The following is a 14672-nucleotide window of genomic DNA, read 5'->3' on the forward strand; positions in this document are numbered from 1 at the left end:
CGGTCAGAGAGAGTCTTATTCAGCCCAGTTAAGTCCGATTATCCGGCTAAGTCTTCAGAATTTACGCACCGGTTCTGCCGAGCCGCCACAGTGTCCAAATACGACACCTTCGGACAATAGACGATAGCGTTTGACTATCCCCTATAGCTCAGCCAGCGCTTTTTCTACCTGCTCGGGCTTGGGCGCGGCACCGTGCCAACCCACCTCGTTTTCCATAAAAGAAACGCCCTTGCCCTTTACTGTCCGGGCAATAATTATACCGGGCTTTTCGCCGGTGTCCCGGGCCCGGGCAACAGCAGCCAGTATTTGCTCCATATCATGACCATCAATCTCTTGCACATCCCAACCAAAAGCGCGCCATTTATCGGCCAGCGGTTCGGGAGACATTACCTCGCCGGTGGGACCGTCGATTTGCAATCCGTTACAATCCAAAAAGGCGGTAATGTTATCCAATTTATAGTGGGCGGCAGCCATAGCGGCCTCCCATATCTGCCCCTCCTCTATTTCACCGTCCCCCAACAGCACAAACACGCGGTAATCTTTACCGTCCAATTTGCCGGCCAGGGCCATGCCGTTGGCCGCGGATAGTCCCTGACCCAATGAGCCGGTGGACATTTCCACTCCGGGCACCTTGCGCATATCAGGGTGTCCTTGAAGCGGGCTGCCTAATTTACGCAATGTCCGCAAATCCTCCACCGGGAAATAACCCCGCTCGGCCAGGGCTGCGTACAGTACCGGCGCAGCGTGTCCCTTGGATAAAACAAAACGGTCACGCTCCGGCCAACCCGGATTGCGGGGGTCCAGGCGCATAACGTCAAAATACAGTGCGGCCACTATATCGGCCGCCGATAATGAACCGCCCGGGTGGCCGGAACCGGCCTCACCCACCATCGAAACAATATGGCGTCTGATCTGCCGGGCCCGATCACGCAGCTGCGCCAGTCTTTCCGCTTGTCCACTCATTTTATTAAGACCTCCCAATTCATTCTAGCTAATATCAAATATCTATTCCGACATATACATCAGCGGCATCACCGCGCCGGCGGCGCTGCGCGTCAGCCTATTTTTCACCGCCGTACTCTTTAAAGCCCTCCCCAAGCACCTCCCGCACATCCGCCAATATGATAAAGGCCCGGGGATCGACTTCGTAGACCATTTCCTTAAGCCGGCTGACCTCCGAACGGTTGACCACGGTTAATATAACTTCCCGGTCACTGCCCGTGAACAGCCCCCGGCCCTTAAGCGCGGTGGCGCCCCGGTCCAGGTCCTTTAACACCCTGCCGGAAATAATATCGGTATGATTGGAAATAATAAAAAACGCCTTGGCATAGCTAATACCTTCCTGGACCATATCAATTACCCGGGCGGCAATAAATATGGTAATCAAGGCGTACAAAGCCAGCTCCCAGGACCGGAAAACCAGACCTGCGGCCAGCACCACAATACCGTCCACCAAGAAAAGCAGCTGGCCGATATTAATACCCGTATAGGTGCGCATGATAGCCGCAGCCAGATCGGTTCCCCCAGTAGTACCGCGAAAACGGAAAACCAATCCCAACCCCAGTCCTATCAGCACGCCCCCGAACAAACTGGCCAGAAGCGGATCTCTGGTGGGAACGGGTACAAATAAACTGAATACGTCTACCAATATCGCAAGACTTACGGATCCATACAGTGACCTGAGCCCAAAGCCCAGCCCCAGTCTGTATATACCCAAGGCATACAGCGGTATGTCCAGCGCCAACATGGTCATACCCACCGGAGTGCCGATCAAATAATGCAATATAGTGGCAATACCGCTCGTTCCACCGGCGGCAATCTTATTGGGCACCAGAAACAAATCCAGGCCCAGGGCGGTAATGACCACCCCTATAGTCACCCAAAAAGCTCCGGTCAGCATTTTCCAAGACATTTTTATCTCCCCGCTGAGTAGGCGCAATATTATGCTTAGCTTTTCCCGGGTTTTTTATCATATTCCACCCGGCCCGGTGATATCCCCGATCCGCCTTAATTATAAAGTCAACAGTCCATAATATTCTTGTTTAATTAGAAGAATCCTTCTATGTTGTCGAAAAAAGGAACGTAAATTGCCCGGTACAGGCCGCCCCGGACACCGGTAACCTTGAGCTGCCGGAACATAATACCGAAATATAATAAAACCCGTGCAGTATCAGGTATGTAAAGAAGATAGCCTGCAGAATCAGGCACAACAAGAATAATAACTCCCGTACCCAAGTGAACTCGTTCAGCTAAAGCTGAACATCGGGGTTTCAGATGGAGATTCTACCTCACCTAAAGTAAAAATAAAGACTCCCATTTAGAAGTGGGAGTTCTGATATTTGCTAAATATACGGGAGTTACTCACAATTCACAACAGCTCCGAAACGTTTTCTCAGCGAAGCATCTCCGGTAAATTGGATACAACAGCGTTTTTTTCGATTGTTCTCCAATAAAACCATCAGCAAGTCCGGCGGAAAACCGGAAGAAATATGTTTCAACCTTTTTACCCGCTGCGAGCCTGCTCCCGCAGGTAGGCAGTGATAAACTCGTCCAGCTCACCGTCCATCACGGCATCCACGTTGCCCACCTCCACCCCGGTACGATGATCCTTGACCAGCGAATAGGGGTGAAACACGTAAGAGCGGATTTGACTGCCCCAGGCTATTTCTTTATTTTCACCGCGCATTTGGGCCATCTCGGCTTCCTTTTTCTGCATTTCCAGGTCAACCATCTTGGCCTTGAGCAGCTTCATGGCGGTATTGCGGTTGGAGAGCTGGGACCGTTCATTCTGACACTGCACCACTATGCCGGTGGGCAGGTGAGTGATACGCACCGCCGAATCCGTCTTGTTTACATGCTGCCCGCCGGCTCCCCCGGAGCGATAGGTATCAATTTTAAGGTCTTCGGGGTCAATTTGTATATCAATATCGTCCTGCACCTCGGGCAGCACATCCACCGAAGCAAAGGAAGTATGCCGCCGGCCCGCGGCATCAAACGGGGAAATACGCACCAACCGGTGCACCCCCTTTTCAGATCTCAAATAGCCAAAAGCATTTTGACCCGCTACTGAAAAAGTAACGCTTTTAACGCCTGCTTCGTCGCCAGGCAGCATATCCAGAAGGTTAACTTTAAAACGGCGGTTTTCCGCCCAGCGGGTGAACATGCGCAGCAGCATAGCCACCCAATCCTGCGCCTCAGTACCCCCGGCCCCGGCATGCATGGACACAATAGCATTGCCGGTGTCATACGGACCACTGAGCATCACCTGCAGTTCCAGGTCGGCCACCTGCCGGCGCAAATCGGCCAAAACGTCAGCGCCCTCCTCCGCCAAACTGCCGTCATCTTCCTCTTCACCCAGGTCAATGAGCACTTCCAAATCTTCCATGGTTCCGTAAAGCCCGCCGAAAGCAGTTATACGTTCCTTCAAATTAGTAACGGTTTGCGTAACTTCCTGGACCCGGGACTGTTCATCCCAGAATCCCTCCCGGGTCATTTCATTCTCCAGCTCGGCTATCTTTTGCTCTTTGCCGGCTATGTCAAAGAGAAGCCCTCAAATCTGCAATGCGTTTCTTCAAAGGCTCAACTTCTCTGCGCAATTCACTGAACAAAGCATATCCTCCTTTATTACAAACAACCTTTCAACTTTCAACATCCGGTGCCAGGCACCAAAGAGGCGCCGCTATTTGCCGCAGCATTTTTTGTATTTTTTGCCGCTGCCGCAAGGGCATGGATCGTTGCGACCGACTTTGGCTTCGCGGCGTACGGGCTGCGGCGCAGTTTCATTCTGGTATTTGTTTTCCACGGTTTGGCGCTGCTGTTGGGGAGCCTGCACCACATTAACCCGAAACACGTAGCGCACCACATCGTCCTGAATGGTATCCACCATGTTTTGGAACATCTGATAACTTTCAAACTTGTATTCGACAAGGGGATCTTTCTGACCGTAAGCCCTGAGGCCAATACCCTCCCGCAGTTGGTCCATAGCATCCAAATGGTCCATCCACTTTTCGTCCACCATGCGCAGCAGCACCATCCGCTCCAGCTCGCGCATCACTTCGGCGCCCAGCTCGGCTTCCCGTGCCTCGTAAGCCGACAGTGATTTTTCCAGCAGCAGCTCTCTCAAAGCCTCGCGCCCCATATCTTCCAGATCAGCGGGCGTCAGCTCATGACCGGGCAGGAAAAGCTGCTCGGCATGGGTAAGCAAGCCATCCAGATCCCACTCCTCGGGAATCACCCCATCCGGCGCGTATACCTCCACCGCACGCCCTACCGAGTCGGTAATCATCTGCAGCACCGCATCCTTGAGGTTCTCATCCAGCAGCACTTGCATACGCTGCCGGTAAATCACCTCCCGCTGCTGATTCATTACATCGTCATACTCCAGCACATGCTTGCGGATGCTGAAGTTGCGATTTTCCACCCGCTTCTGGGCGCTTTCAATGGACCGGGTGACCAGGCCGTGCTCGATGGGCACATCCTCCTCCAACCCCAGTTTATCCATTATACCGGCAATATTATCAGACCCGAACAAGCGCATTAAATCGTCTTCCAGAGAGCTGAAAAACTGACTGGAGCCCGGATCGCCCTGGCGTCCCGACCGGCCCCGCAGCTGGTTGTCAATCCGACGGCTCTCATGCCGCTCGGTACCCATAATATGCAGCCCGCCCGCATCTACCACCCGGCGGTGCTCGTCGGCGCACTGCCGCTTATATTTCTCCAGCAGCTGCTGATACAGTTTACCGGCCGCCGCGGGATCTTCGGGATCGTAATCATTACGACCGCGCAATTCAGCCTGGGCCAGGAACTCGGGGTTGCCCCCCAGCACAATATCAGTACCGCGTCCGGCCATGTTGGTGGCAATGGTCACGGCCCCCAGCCGGCCCGCCTGGGCTACAATCTCAGCTTCCTTATCGTGATACTTGGCATTAAGCACCTGGTGGGGCACCCCCCGCCGGCGCAGCATTTCGCTTAATACCTCGGACTTTTCAATAGAGATGGTACCCACCAGCACAGGCTGGCCGGTGGCGTGCTTTTGAGCAATTTCCTCCACCGCCGCCCGGAACTTGGCCTGCTCGGTTTTGTATACCACATCGGACATGTCCAGGCGTTCCATAGGCTTGTTGGTGGGAATAACCACCACGTCAAGATTATAAATCTTGCGGAATTCCTCCTGCTCGGTCTCGGCGGTACCCGTCATGCCGGCCAGTTTATCGTACATGCGAAAATAGTTTTGGAAAGTAATAGTGGCCAGGGTTTGGGACTCCCGTTCAACACGCACGCCCTCCTTGGCCTCAATGGCCTGGTGCAGCCCATCACTGTAGCGACGCCCGAACATCATGCGACCGGTGAACTCGTCGACAATGATCACCTCACCGTCTTTGACCACGTAATCCCGGTCCCGCTTCATCAACGCATGAGCTTTCAGAGCCTGGTTCAGGTGGTGGGTAAGCTGCATATTGGCATCATCGTAAAGATTCTCCACCCCCAACATCTGCTCCACCCGGGCCACCCCCTCTTCGGTGAGCACCACGGTGTGCGCTTTTTCATCGACGGTAAAGTCCGCGTCCCGCTGCAGCCGCGGTACCAGCCGGGCAAAGGTAAAATAATGGTCCGTAGCCTTATCGGCTTGCCCGGATATGATCAGCGGGGTGCGGGCCTCATCAATAAGAATGCTGTCCACTTCGTCAACAATGGCATAATGCAGCGGCCGCTGCACCAATTGCTCGGCCCGCAATGCCATGTTATCCCGCAGATAGTCAAAGCCAAACTCATTATTGGTTCCGTAAGCAACGTCGCAATTATAGGAAGCCTTTCGTTCATCCCAGCTGAGCCCGTGCACTATTAATCCCACGGACAGCCCCAGGAACTTGTAAATACGGCCCATCCACTCGCTGTCCCGGCGGGCCAGGTAATCGTTCACCGTTACCACATGCACGCCCTTACCCGCCAGCGCATTTAAGTACACCGGCAGCGTGGCCACCAGCGTTTTGCCTTCACCGGTGCGCATCTCGGCAATTTTGCCATTATGCAGCACCATACCGCCCAGCAGCTGCACATCAAAATGACGCATGCCCAGCACCCGCTTGGAAACCTCCCGCACCACGGCAAAGGCTTCGGGCAGCAAGTCATCCAGCGCAACACCCTGCTCGAGCCGCGCCTTAAACTGCGGGGTTTGGGCCTGCAGCTGTTCATCGGAAAGGGCGCTTATCTCCGGCTCCAGCTCGTTTACCTGGTTTACGCTTTTTTGCAATCGCTTGATTTCCTTTGAATTATCATCTAACAAATTGCGTATGAATTTTAACATAGTTATCACCTTTCCAAATAAGCAAGGGAACCCTGCGGTTCCCACGAATATGCGCTATAACATTACTATTCTAACAAATTGACCATAACCCTGCAACAGGAGAGGCTATAAAAGATAAAAAAGCAGGCTGAACAGGCGCCTGCTTTTTCGAACACTCACGCAAGAGAGAGCCGCTTTTAAAGCAAGTTCCAAAATTCAGGGAGAGATTCAACTCCCCCTAAATTTTAGAACTGCAAAACGCATGACTTAGCCGGCGTTGTAACTCCCACTTGTTGTAACTCCCACTTTATAGAAGTGAAAGACTTACGCCAGGTTAGTCAGGCTAAAATTCGGGCTCAATGAGTCCGTACTTTCCGTCTTTGCGCTTGTAGACCACATTAACCTGCTCGGTATCGGCATTGGAAAAAACAAAGAAACTGTGGCCCAACAAGTTCATTTGCATCACCGCTTCATCCACAGGCATAGGCTTAATCGCAAAACGTTTGGTTTTAACCACCTGCAGTCCGTCATCTTCATCATGAACCCGGGGCTCGGCACATACCTTTTGTTCACCGGCAACCCGGCGTCTGGTCAGTTTTCCCTTATATTTTTCAATTTGTTTTTCCAGCTTATCTACAATCAAGTCAATGGAAGAGTACATATCGCCGGTAGCTTCCTCACCGCGCAGAATCATTCCGTTAAACGGCACTGTAACCTCAACCTTATGCGAATCGCCTTCCACCACTAGAATTACCGTCGCCTCGTTGGCCCCGTCCAAAAACTTATCCAGCTTGCCCACCCGTTTTTCGACATAATCCTTCAAGGCATCTGTGACGTCAACATTTCTGCCCCTTACCAAAACTCTCATAACTCCCAACTCCTTTCGAGCGAGTAGTGTTATTATTATTCCCGAAAATCATGATAAATCCTGCCAGATTTACTTATAAAATAAATAAAAAAACCCCGGCCAGAGCATGGCCAGGGTCTTGTGTACTATAATTTAACCACGTTAGCAGCCTGCGGACCACGGGCACCTTCAACTATATCGAATTCCACTTCCTGGCCTTCCAATAAAGTTTTAAAACCTTCTTCTTGAATGGCAGAAAAGTGTACGAAAACGTCACCGCCGTCTTCCCTTTCAATAAAGCCGTAACCCTTATCCTTATTGAACCACTTGACCTTACCTAACACTAAAACATTCCTCCTAAAAAATAATCCCGTGGTCATAAAACTCACGTATAATTATCGTATCATATCGTCCCATAGCTGTCAAGACTTGCCATGCGGGACCGCAGGTCCGGGGCAAGGTAGGGGACATACCTCCCCCAGAGAAATGCCCCGGCTTCAGCAGGTGTGTCCCCTTTCCTTATTGTCGAATTATAGCCTTGTTGAAAGTTGTTTTTATCCCCAAACCTGTGGATAATGTGAATAAGTCTGTTAATAACCCGTGTTTCAAGACTTATAAGTTGTGATTAGCATAAAATAAAAGTGGATACATGTCATATTTCCCAATAAAAGGACATCCCACCATGTCATTTTCTGCCGTCTTGTCTCGTTCCGGCAAATGTCAGCGCCAGCACACTGTGAGCTCCGGCTTGTCGCAGCAAGTGGGATAATATAGAAACAGTGCTGCCCGTGGTAAAAACATCGTCAACAATAATGACTATTTTACCTTTTATGTAGTCAGACGCAACGACGGCAAAAGCCCGCAGCAAATTTTGCCGCCTTTGCTGACCCGTTAGAGAGGTTTGGGAAGGTGTCTCCTTTATTTTAACAAGCACCTGCTCCAGCACAGGCATCCGCAGCGATTCCCCCAAAGCACGGGCCAGCAGCACGGACTGGTTATAACCCCGCTCACGTTCCCGGACCGGGTGCAGGGGCACAGGCACCAGAACATCGGCAAGGGCAAAAGCCCTCTCGCGCAGGACTGCCTCAGCCATCATTTTGCCCAGAGGAGCGGCCAGAGACTTCATACCCCGATACTTGAGCCTATGCACCGCCTCCCGCACCGGCCCCTCATAAGGTGCCACCGCACGGGCCAACTCAAACGGGCGAGTTTCAACCCGGCATGCGGGACAGACCAAACCGGAGCTATCGCACCGGGGGTATTCCCCCACCCCCATAAAACTACCGCAAACAGAACAAAACCGTTCCCCGGCATAGCCCGCCAGCAGCTGCCGGCAGTCCGGGCACAGCGATTCATCCTGACTGTATGCACCGCATAAAGGGCACTGCAGGCGCGACGGGTAAATCAATTCTATAACGGCTTGCAGTAAGCGCAGCAAATCTTTTCACCTGCCCCGGGACAATCGATATTGTCACTCGCCCTCCAACCCCTTAATGGCCGTGTTTAAAAGAGCATCAAGGTCAGCCGCGTCTTCCGGAAAAGTAGCTATGCCCGCGGCAACACGCACTTGAATGCGATAGTCGTCAGTCCCAAACAGACATTCCCGCACCGCCCAGCGCAATCTGTCCGCCACATGCTTAGCTTCGTTGGGACCTGTTTGAGGCATCAACACGGCAAATTCATCGCCCCCGTAACGGGCCGCAAGATCACAGCCGCGTATCTGCTCACGCATCACTCCGGCCACCCCGGCCAGCACCGTATCGCCGGCCATATGGCCATACCGCTTGTTCACCTGCTTAAAGTCATCGATATCAAGCATCACCAATGATATATGCTCATCAAAACGACGGGCCCGTTCCAGCTCGCCCAAAGCCCGGTGATAAAAGTAACGGTAATTGTAAAGCCCGGTCAGCCCGTCGGTAATAACCGCTCGATCCAGTTGCCGGCCCAGCTGTACATTGGCGATTGCCACCGAAGCCTGCCCGCCGATGATAGTCAGCACCCGCACATGTTTTTCCTCGAAAAAACCGGTATGCTTGTCTCCCAACACCAGTAAGCCCAACACTTCGGTCTCCGCCATTAAAGGCACTGCCACCAGGGAGCGATGCAGCTGAGTCAATCCTATATCCCCCGCAGTTCGCTCATCTTCCCTCGTATCGTCCACCAGGTGAGATTCTCCGCTCCCGGCCACTTGCCCCAGGAACCCCTCGCCACGCTGCACCACCGAGCCCCGGAGCAGCTCGGCGTGCGTTCCCAAAGCGGCTTCTACAAGATAACACTGTTTTTCCTCCGACCACAGGTAAATAACCCCATTGCAGAAGTTTATCACCCGCCTGGTTTCCCGTAACAGCAAGTCGAATATTTCCTTTAAATTCAAGCTTCCCCCCAGCCGTCCAGCTACCTCGTACAGCACCCGCAATTCCCGGTTGGCCAGCACCAGGTGCACATAAAACCGCAGTACAAACTGCACCGCCAGCATGGGAATGAACAGCAGCAGCGTACCATATATACCGATGTAACGGTATAACAAGGCCATTAACAGCCCCATAGGCACAGCCAAAAGGTAGGTTATGCCGTCCCAGTGCAGGGCGTCGGGCCACCGCAATAAAGGATAACCGTCCCGTACCGGCAGGGTATGTATGTAAACAAATAATTGGTTCAATAAATAATACAGAATTACGAACATCACCAGGGGCCAGCCGTTACCCCAATTGAGACTTCTGTCCGATGCGCCGCCCGCCAGCACATATGTAAAATTAGCCCCCAGCACTACAAGCACATACTGGGCCGCATTAAACAGCGTGGTACGCAGTGGATTGCCGCGGTTAGCCACGCCCTGCCCGAGAAGCGTGGCCAAAGCGTTTACCCATGCCGCAGGCACAGGCCCGTAAATCAGATAAGTGGACAAAATAACCGCAAAGCCCCCGGTCAGCTGCCCCTGAGGAAATACAACAGCCAGCCATTCAGCCAGCACACCAAAACCTACCATAATTAAAAACTCCCGCCCCAAATCCAGATCCAGCAGCGGAAAAGTATAACAAAGCAGCCACACGCCCAGCCCGATAACCAGCCAGGTATATATAATAAAGGGTAACCTTCTGACTTTGCGCAAAACCGTTTTCACCTGCTTTTTGTCTTTCATCCTGTCGATACGCGCCGCACACATCATTGACATCTAAGGGACCATTTCATTAACATACGGCACTGCTGAACTTTTAATTAACGCTGCCTATAGAATAAATTCGACAAAAGAAACTCGTTTACCTCCGATTAAACAGGTATATTATGCCGTAAAAAACAAATTAAGTTATACAACGCACAACGCATTCGATGCCGGGGGAACGGTCCTATCGGCCGGGGCGACCAGCCGCAGACCGCTATGAGCAAAATGGGGTGCTTAAGACCCTCCGGCTCACCTCAATTCCAGGCGGATAAATCATACTTTAACAAATCCCTACCGGAAAGGCCGCGTAAATCCAGGCAGCGCACCGGACCACAGTCAGCCTCCGATCCGCTTGTTCCAACCGAAGCGGCCCCCCTTTCGGCAAGCCCCAGAAAACCCAGATTGTAGCACCGGGCCAGGCGCTCCAAAATTAAGCCGGTTTCATCGGAGGAACCTCCGTCTACCAGTACTACCCGCAGCCCCGGATAACGGCGCAAAATCGCCGCCAATCGATGTACTAATCCCTCCACGCTATCGGCTTGATCCTGCATCAGCACCTCCAGCCGGTGCGGCATCGCGTCGCCATTGCCGCTGTTATTCTCACACCCGTCGCTGCCACAGCCGCCGCCGGCATTATTACAAACCGCATCAAAGCTCGCCGCTTCCATTATCAAAGTGTCGCTGCTGTTTTCCATATTTTTAACATTAAACTCCCCGGCAGCACAACCACCGGCTAAAGCAGAAACCCTGTCTAAATAAACCGCATCTAAGAGCACTACCGGTCCCATTACAGTCCCGCTTCCACCTCCTTCGCCGGCGCCAGTTTCCCTGCAGGCCAGCACCATCTGCCGCACCTGGTAAAGCATCACCACCAGCCAGCCCAAAAACAGCACAGCCAACATATATACCGCCATTATACACCAAGCCCCCCAACAATCCCTTTATAACCACCATATGCGAGTTACTCAACAGCGGTTAATGGATAATACCTGCCAAACCACAGCACTAAAGAGACTAAATATCATATTTTCATATGAGGAGCCTTATTTTTAAACAGTTATGCATTAGGCATAAAGGAGTGCCATAATCAGTGTATTCCTTATATGTGCCCTTTTTACCGCGGTGGTTTAATTTAACGATTGCCTGACCACGTAGTTTTAGAGCCCGTGAATATATGTATTCAGCGTCATAACCGGTATCCATAAGATAATAACTAGGCGCAAAACCAAACGCTTTATTGTGGAAATAATAGCCTTCATTCATTAAAGTTAAACTTCACTTGGCAGCTGTTAATACTAATCACGGCCCGATACCTGTAGCTGCCAGGATTGCTCCAGCTAACTACTCTGATTTTACTTTATAATTTTCTCCTTTACGTAAACGACTCCTAAGAGTAACAGTGGAATCCCAAACTCCATTGTTATAGCTATCGTTCCAAAACGCTCCAGACCAAAGAATTGCCTCAATTCTCCGTAAGAAGAAAAAAACAAAATGGAGAAACTAAAAATAATAACGCCTATTGGCAAAATGAGTGGGCGATGTGTATTTAAGCCCAGCCATTGTTTGATGGAAATTACCGTAGCGTAGTAAAAAAGGGTAACTGCCAAAAAACTGGTACATGTCCAAGCTACTAAGAACAGCGGTTCAATTCGACTAATAAAATTAGCTATATTGATTAAGCGAAATATGGTATAAAACTGGTAATTAGAGTGAACCGGAATGTCTGGTCCTATAACCATTACGACTGTAATAGATACAAGAAACATAACCAAACCGACAATGGAAATGGATAACAGGAGGGTCTTCTTGGCTTCTGTTTTTATGTTCAATGAAGGCAAAAGGAACAGCCAGGAAACGGCTAGGCCTAAATACGGCACTTCTACAATGGCATCGACTATTACCGGCCGCCAGCCGCCTTCCAGTGCCGGCAACAGCATCAAAAAATTCATGTTTGGTATGTTAAACAAAATACCTAAGACAGTAACAAAGAGAATGATGGGAACGAAAATTTCCGCGATGCGAGCAATAACCTCTAAGCCGTTTACTGAGGCGTAAGCGGCCATAAGTAATATAACACCTGTAAAGATATAGATAGGGGTTTCGGGCATGATATAAGTTAAATACAATTCTGCAAAGTCGCGAGTAGCATATATGGCTATTAGTAAAAAAAAGGTTATGTATAATAGACTGATAAATCCGCCTAACCATCTACCGATAATCTGCTGGCTATATTGAATGACGGTTTGCGAAGGGTATCTCAAACCCAGAGTAATTATCAAATAAACGCCAGCTAAACCCAAAGTAGTCGCTAAAATCGCTGACAACCAGACATCGTGTTTGGCACCGCCAAACGAAATCATCGGCATGGTTCAGATTATAGGCATCAATAAAGTGCCGAGAGTAAGCATGGCGGCCTGATAGTTGCTTATTTTAGTATCATTAACGTTCATAAGTTGTTCCTTCTGAGGAAAAATATATATTATAATGCCACATAAAACTATAAATATCCAATCCTGCTGAAGGGTGGCAATAGTTTTATGGGTTTATTTTTATATAGACCACCTGCCGCCAACACGGCACCATCAGAGGATGAAATTACCTAACGCTATTTGGTACATTTGATGTAACCATGGAATCACCGGGATGTGTAGGGTTGGTAAAAATTAAACTCAAAACTATTACCGATACGGAAGTCAGCCCAGTAAGATGGGCCTCAGCGGTGGTACATGTTAATTAAAATATTTGTAACTACTCAGACTATCCCATTTGAGACATAAAAATAAAGCGACCTGCACCCAAGACCGGCAGGCCGCATGTCCAATTTTAGACATCATCGTAATTTGGTACAAAAGGGTTCCTCAAAAAGACATCCCGGATTGCCCCTAATACGGAACAGAATTTTTCTTGGCAGTAGAAATATAGCCCCTGATTCGACAAAAGATCTTGGCTCCTTGCAGTGACCGGAAACCACCAGAAATCTTCTGCTGGACTTTAGCCATTCTGATATCCCGCTCTGCCTGGTTGTTGCCGAAGAGGATGCGGAAATCAAACATAAAGTTTAGTGCCTCTGTTCGATGCTTATCAAGTCTTTCTACCAGATTTCTTGCTTTTGGTTTTTTCGGTTTACCTCGTTTACCCCGTTTACCCTTGGGTCCGGGCCAGACTACAAAAAAAGGATTCTCCCGATACCCGAGGGTGATGATGCTGCTATAACGTTGTTCAAAATCAATAAGCTGTTCCAGTTCCAGGCACGTCTTGGAGTTTTCCTTTGCTTCATCCACCACTGCCTTGATAATCACTTACAAAAATGCATAGAATTACATAAAATAATTATAGGATCTAATTCCAAGGAATCTAATTTAATAGAGTAAGATATCTTCTTCTATAACTACCTACATTTTCCTTTAGAGTAACTACAGGCCAGTCACCAGAGTCCAATTTTGCGACGAGGCGGAAGTAACTCATATCGGTTCGGTATCCAACATGCTGGATATAATAGGCAAAAGGTTATAGTGATACAAATAGGGATAGGTTATAATTTAATTAAATATCTTGACCCAAAAATACTCCATGCTATTGGAGGTGTATAAATAAATGAGTCAAAAATTAAAAAATATAACTGTCACGGCAAATATACAAAACGCAATAGTAGAATTTTGCTCAGACATCAGAGCAAAGTTGAAAAACAATGTATTGGAGCTTAGACTTTTCGGTTCTGTTGCCAGGGGAGATAACACTCCTGAATCAGATATTGATATTTTGGTATTGATAAAAAATAAAAACAAAGCAACAGAGGATATTATATACGATGCGGCTTTTGAAGCTAGTTTAAAGCATGATGTTGTAATCTCCCCAATCATCAGAACACACAAAGAATATACTTACCCCCTATTCCAAGAGACCCTATACTATAAAAAACTACAGGAAGAGGGTTTTTCTCTATGAGAAAGGAGTTAATCTTGTGGCGGTTGGATAAGGCCGCTCAAACTTTTAAAGAAGCGGAAATACCTAAAAAGGGAGTTGGGGATTATATGAGAAAATCTTTTACACTTTTTTATCGGCTTAATACTGACTCCGGCTATGCTGGCCATTAATCTGCCGTTCATAACAGGTGCCCATGCAGACGAGCAGGTGGATATTTACGATCAGCAAAAAGATCTGGTCAAGTCCGTGGTATTCCTGGTGGGAAATGACAAATACTTTATAAATGGACAAACCCCGGGCGTTAAAATGGATAGCCAAGCCGTACGATGAAATATTGGAAAAGATTATTACAGAACTGATTGAACGATACCTTAAACAGCTTCGCAGAGAAAATTCTGAAGTTGAAGAATTGACTTGCAGAAGGATTGAACTCAACCGGAAGGTGCAGGAGTATA

14 protein-coding genes and 1 pseudogene are annotated in these 14672 nt (G+C 49.5%); 3 read left to right on the plus strand and 12 right to left on the minus strand.

The features are described from left to right. Positions 1-141: 141 nt before the first annotated feature. From ABDB91_RS18505 to ABDB91_RS18560, 12 genes and pseudogenes are all read right to left on the minus strand, one after another. On the minus strand, positions 142-963 hold the full coding sequence (locus ABDB91_RS18505) for a transketolase (protein ID WP_347489199.1): 822 nt from the start codon (positions 961-963) through the stop codon (positions 142-144). Positions 964-1060: 97 nt separating this feature from the next. Further along, positions 1061-1912: a YitT family protein gene (locus ABDB91_RS18510; protein ID WP_347489200.1), complete on the minus strand. Its 852-nt coding sequence runs from the start codon at positions 1910-1912 to the stop codon at positions 1061-1063. A gap of 134 nt (positions 1913-2046) precedes the next feature. Beyond that, positions 2047-2208 (minus strand): hypothetical protein, encoded by a 162-nt coding sequence (locus ABDB91_RS18515; RefSeq protein ID WP_347489201.1) that lies wholly within the window; start codon positions 2206-2208, stop codon positions 2047-2049. A gap of 295 nt (positions 2209-2503) precedes the next feature. Continuing rightward, positions 2504-3608, minus strand: a protein-coding gene (prfB, locus tag ABDB91_RS18520) for a peptide chain release factor 2 (protein WP_347489202.1) whose coding sequence is annotated in 2 segments (ribosomal slippage) — positions 2504-3550 and positions 3552-3608 — 1104 coding nt in all. Because the reading frame shifts where the segments join, the coding sequence is not laid out codon by codon here. Positions 3609-3679: 71 nt separating this feature from the next. Next, positions 3680-6304, minus strand: a complete 2625-nt coding sequence (gene secA / locus ABDB91_RS18525) for a preprotein translocase subunit SecA (protein ID WP_347489203.1) — start codon at positions 6302-6304, stop codon at positions 3680-3682. Between the two features lie 322 nt (positions 6305-6626). Next, complete coding sequence (gene raiA, locus ABDB91_RS18530) at positions 6627-7151, minus strand: ribosome-associated translation inhibitor RaiA (RefSeq protein ID WP_347489204.1); 525 nt, start codon at positions 7149-7151, stop codon at positions 6627-6629. A gap of 125 nt (positions 7152-7276) precedes the next feature. Next, a complete protein-coding gene (locus ABDB91_RS18535; RefSeq protein ID WP_347489205.1) occupies positions 7277-7510 on the minus strand; it encodes a cold-shock protein in 234 nt (77 codons plus the stop codon). A 305-nt stretch (positions 7511-7815) separates the two neighbouring features. Further along, the gene (locus ABDB91_RS18540; protein WP_347489206.1) at positions 7816-8568 is read right to left on the minus strand and encodes a ComF family protein; all 753 of its coding nucleotides are present in this window, start codon (positions 8566-8568) and stop codon (positions 7816-7818) included. Positions 8569-8601: 33 nt separating this feature from the next. Then, positions 8602-10305 (minus strand): sensor domain-containing diguanylate cyclase, encoded by a 1704-nt coding sequence (locus ABDB91_RS18545; protein WP_347489207.1) that lies wholly within the window; start codon positions 10303-10305, stop codon positions 8602-8604. 242 nt (positions 10306-10547) lie between these two features. Continuing rightward, positions 10548-11207: a hypothetical protein gene (locus tag ABDB91_RS18550; protein WP_347489208.1), complete on the minus strand. Its 660-nt coding sequence runs from the start codon at positions 11205-11207 to the stop codon at positions 10548-10550. 438 nt (positions 11208-11645) lie between these two features. Next, a complete protein-coding gene (locus ABDB91_RS18555; RefSeq protein WP_347489209.1) occupies positions 11646-12653 on the minus strand; it encodes an endospore germination permease in 1008 nt (335 codons plus the stop codon). 540 nt (positions 12654-13193) lie between these two features. Then, a pseudogene (locus tag ABDB91_RS18560) lies at positions 13194-13436 on the minus strand (transposase); the annotation flags it as partial. Between the two features lie 451 nt (positions 13437-13887). Here ABDB91_RS18560 and ABDB91_RS18565 point away from each other — a divergent pair. The 3 genes from ABDB91_RS18565 to ABDB91_RS18575 are packed head-to-tail and all read left to right on the plus strand — an operon-like array spanning position 13888 to position 14547. After that, positions 13888-14238, plus strand: coding sequence for a nucleotidyltransferase domain-containing protein (locus ABDB91_RS18565; protein WP_347489210.1), 351 nt, complete (start codon positions 13888-13890; stop codon positions 14236-14238). Further along, complete coding sequence (locus ABDB91_RS18570) at positions 14235-14387, plus strand: hypothetical protein (protein WP_347489211.1); 153 nt, start codon at positions 14235-14237, stop codon at positions 14385-14387. The genes ABDB91_RS18565 and ABDB91_RS18570 overlap by 4 nt, the downstream gene beginning before the upstream one ends. After that, positions 14374-14547: a hypothetical protein gene (locus ABDB91_RS18575; RefSeq protein WP_347489212.1), complete on the plus strand. Its 174-nt coding sequence runs from the start codon at positions 14374-14376 to the stop codon at positions 14545-14547. Before ABDB91_RS18570 ends, ABDB91_RS18575 begins: the two co-directional genes overlap by 14 nt. Positions 14548-14672 lie beyond the last annotated feature (125 nt).

Source organism: Desulfoscipio sp. XC116, from assembly GCF_039851975.1.
Taxonomy (GTDB): Bacteria; Bacillota; Desulfotomaculia; order Desulfotomaculales; family Desulfallaceae; genus Sporotomaculum.

Excerpts from the sequence above, each read along its gene's own strand:
- ABDB91_RS18505 (WP_347489199.1), bottom strand. The coding sequence starts at position 963 with ATGAGTGGACAAGCGGAAAGACTGGCGCAGCTGCGTGATCGGGCCCGG.
- ABDB91_RS18510 (WP_347489200.1), bottom strand. The coding sequence starts at position 1,912 with ATGTCTTGGAAAATGCTGACCGGAGCTTTTTGGGTGACTATAGGGGTG.
- secA (WP_347489203.1), bottom strand. The coding sequence starts at position 6,304 with ATGTTAAAATTCATACGCAATTTGTTAGATGATAATTCAAAGGAAATC.
- raiA (WP_347489204.1), bottom strand. The coding sequence starts at position 7,151 with ATGAGAGTTTTGGTAAGGGGCAGAAATGTTGACGTCACAGATGCCTTG.
- ABDB91_RS18535 (WP_347489205.1), bottom strand. The coding sequence starts at position 7,510 with ATGACCACGGGATTATTTTTTAGGAGGAATGTTTTAGTGTTAGGTAAG.
- ABDB91_RS18545 (WP_347489207.1), bottom strand. The coding sequence starts at position 10,305 with ATGTCAATGATGTGTGCGGCGCGTATCGACAGGATGAAAGACAAAAAG.
- ABDB91_RS18550 (WP_347489208.1), bottom strand. The coding sequence starts at position 11,207 with ATGGCGGTATATATGTTGGCTGTGCTGTTTTTGGGCTGGCTGGTGGTG.
- ABDB91_RS18555 (WP_347489209.1), bottom strand. The coding sequence starts at position 12,653 with ATGATTTCGTTTGGCGGTGCCAAACACGATGTCTGGTTGTCAGCGATT.
- ABDB91_RS18565 (WP_347489210.1), top strand. The coding sequence starts at position 13,888 with ATGAGTCAAAAATTAAAAAATATAACTGTCACGGCAAATATACAAAAC.
- ABDB91_RS18570 (WP_347489211.1), top strand. The coding sequence starts at position 14,235 with ATGAGAAAGGAGTTAATCTTGTGGCGGTTGGATAAGGCCGCTCAAACT.
- ABDB91_RS18575 (WP_347489212.1), top strand. The coding sequence starts at position 14,374 with ATGCTGGCCATTAATCTGCCGTTCATAACAGGTGCCCATGCAGACGAG.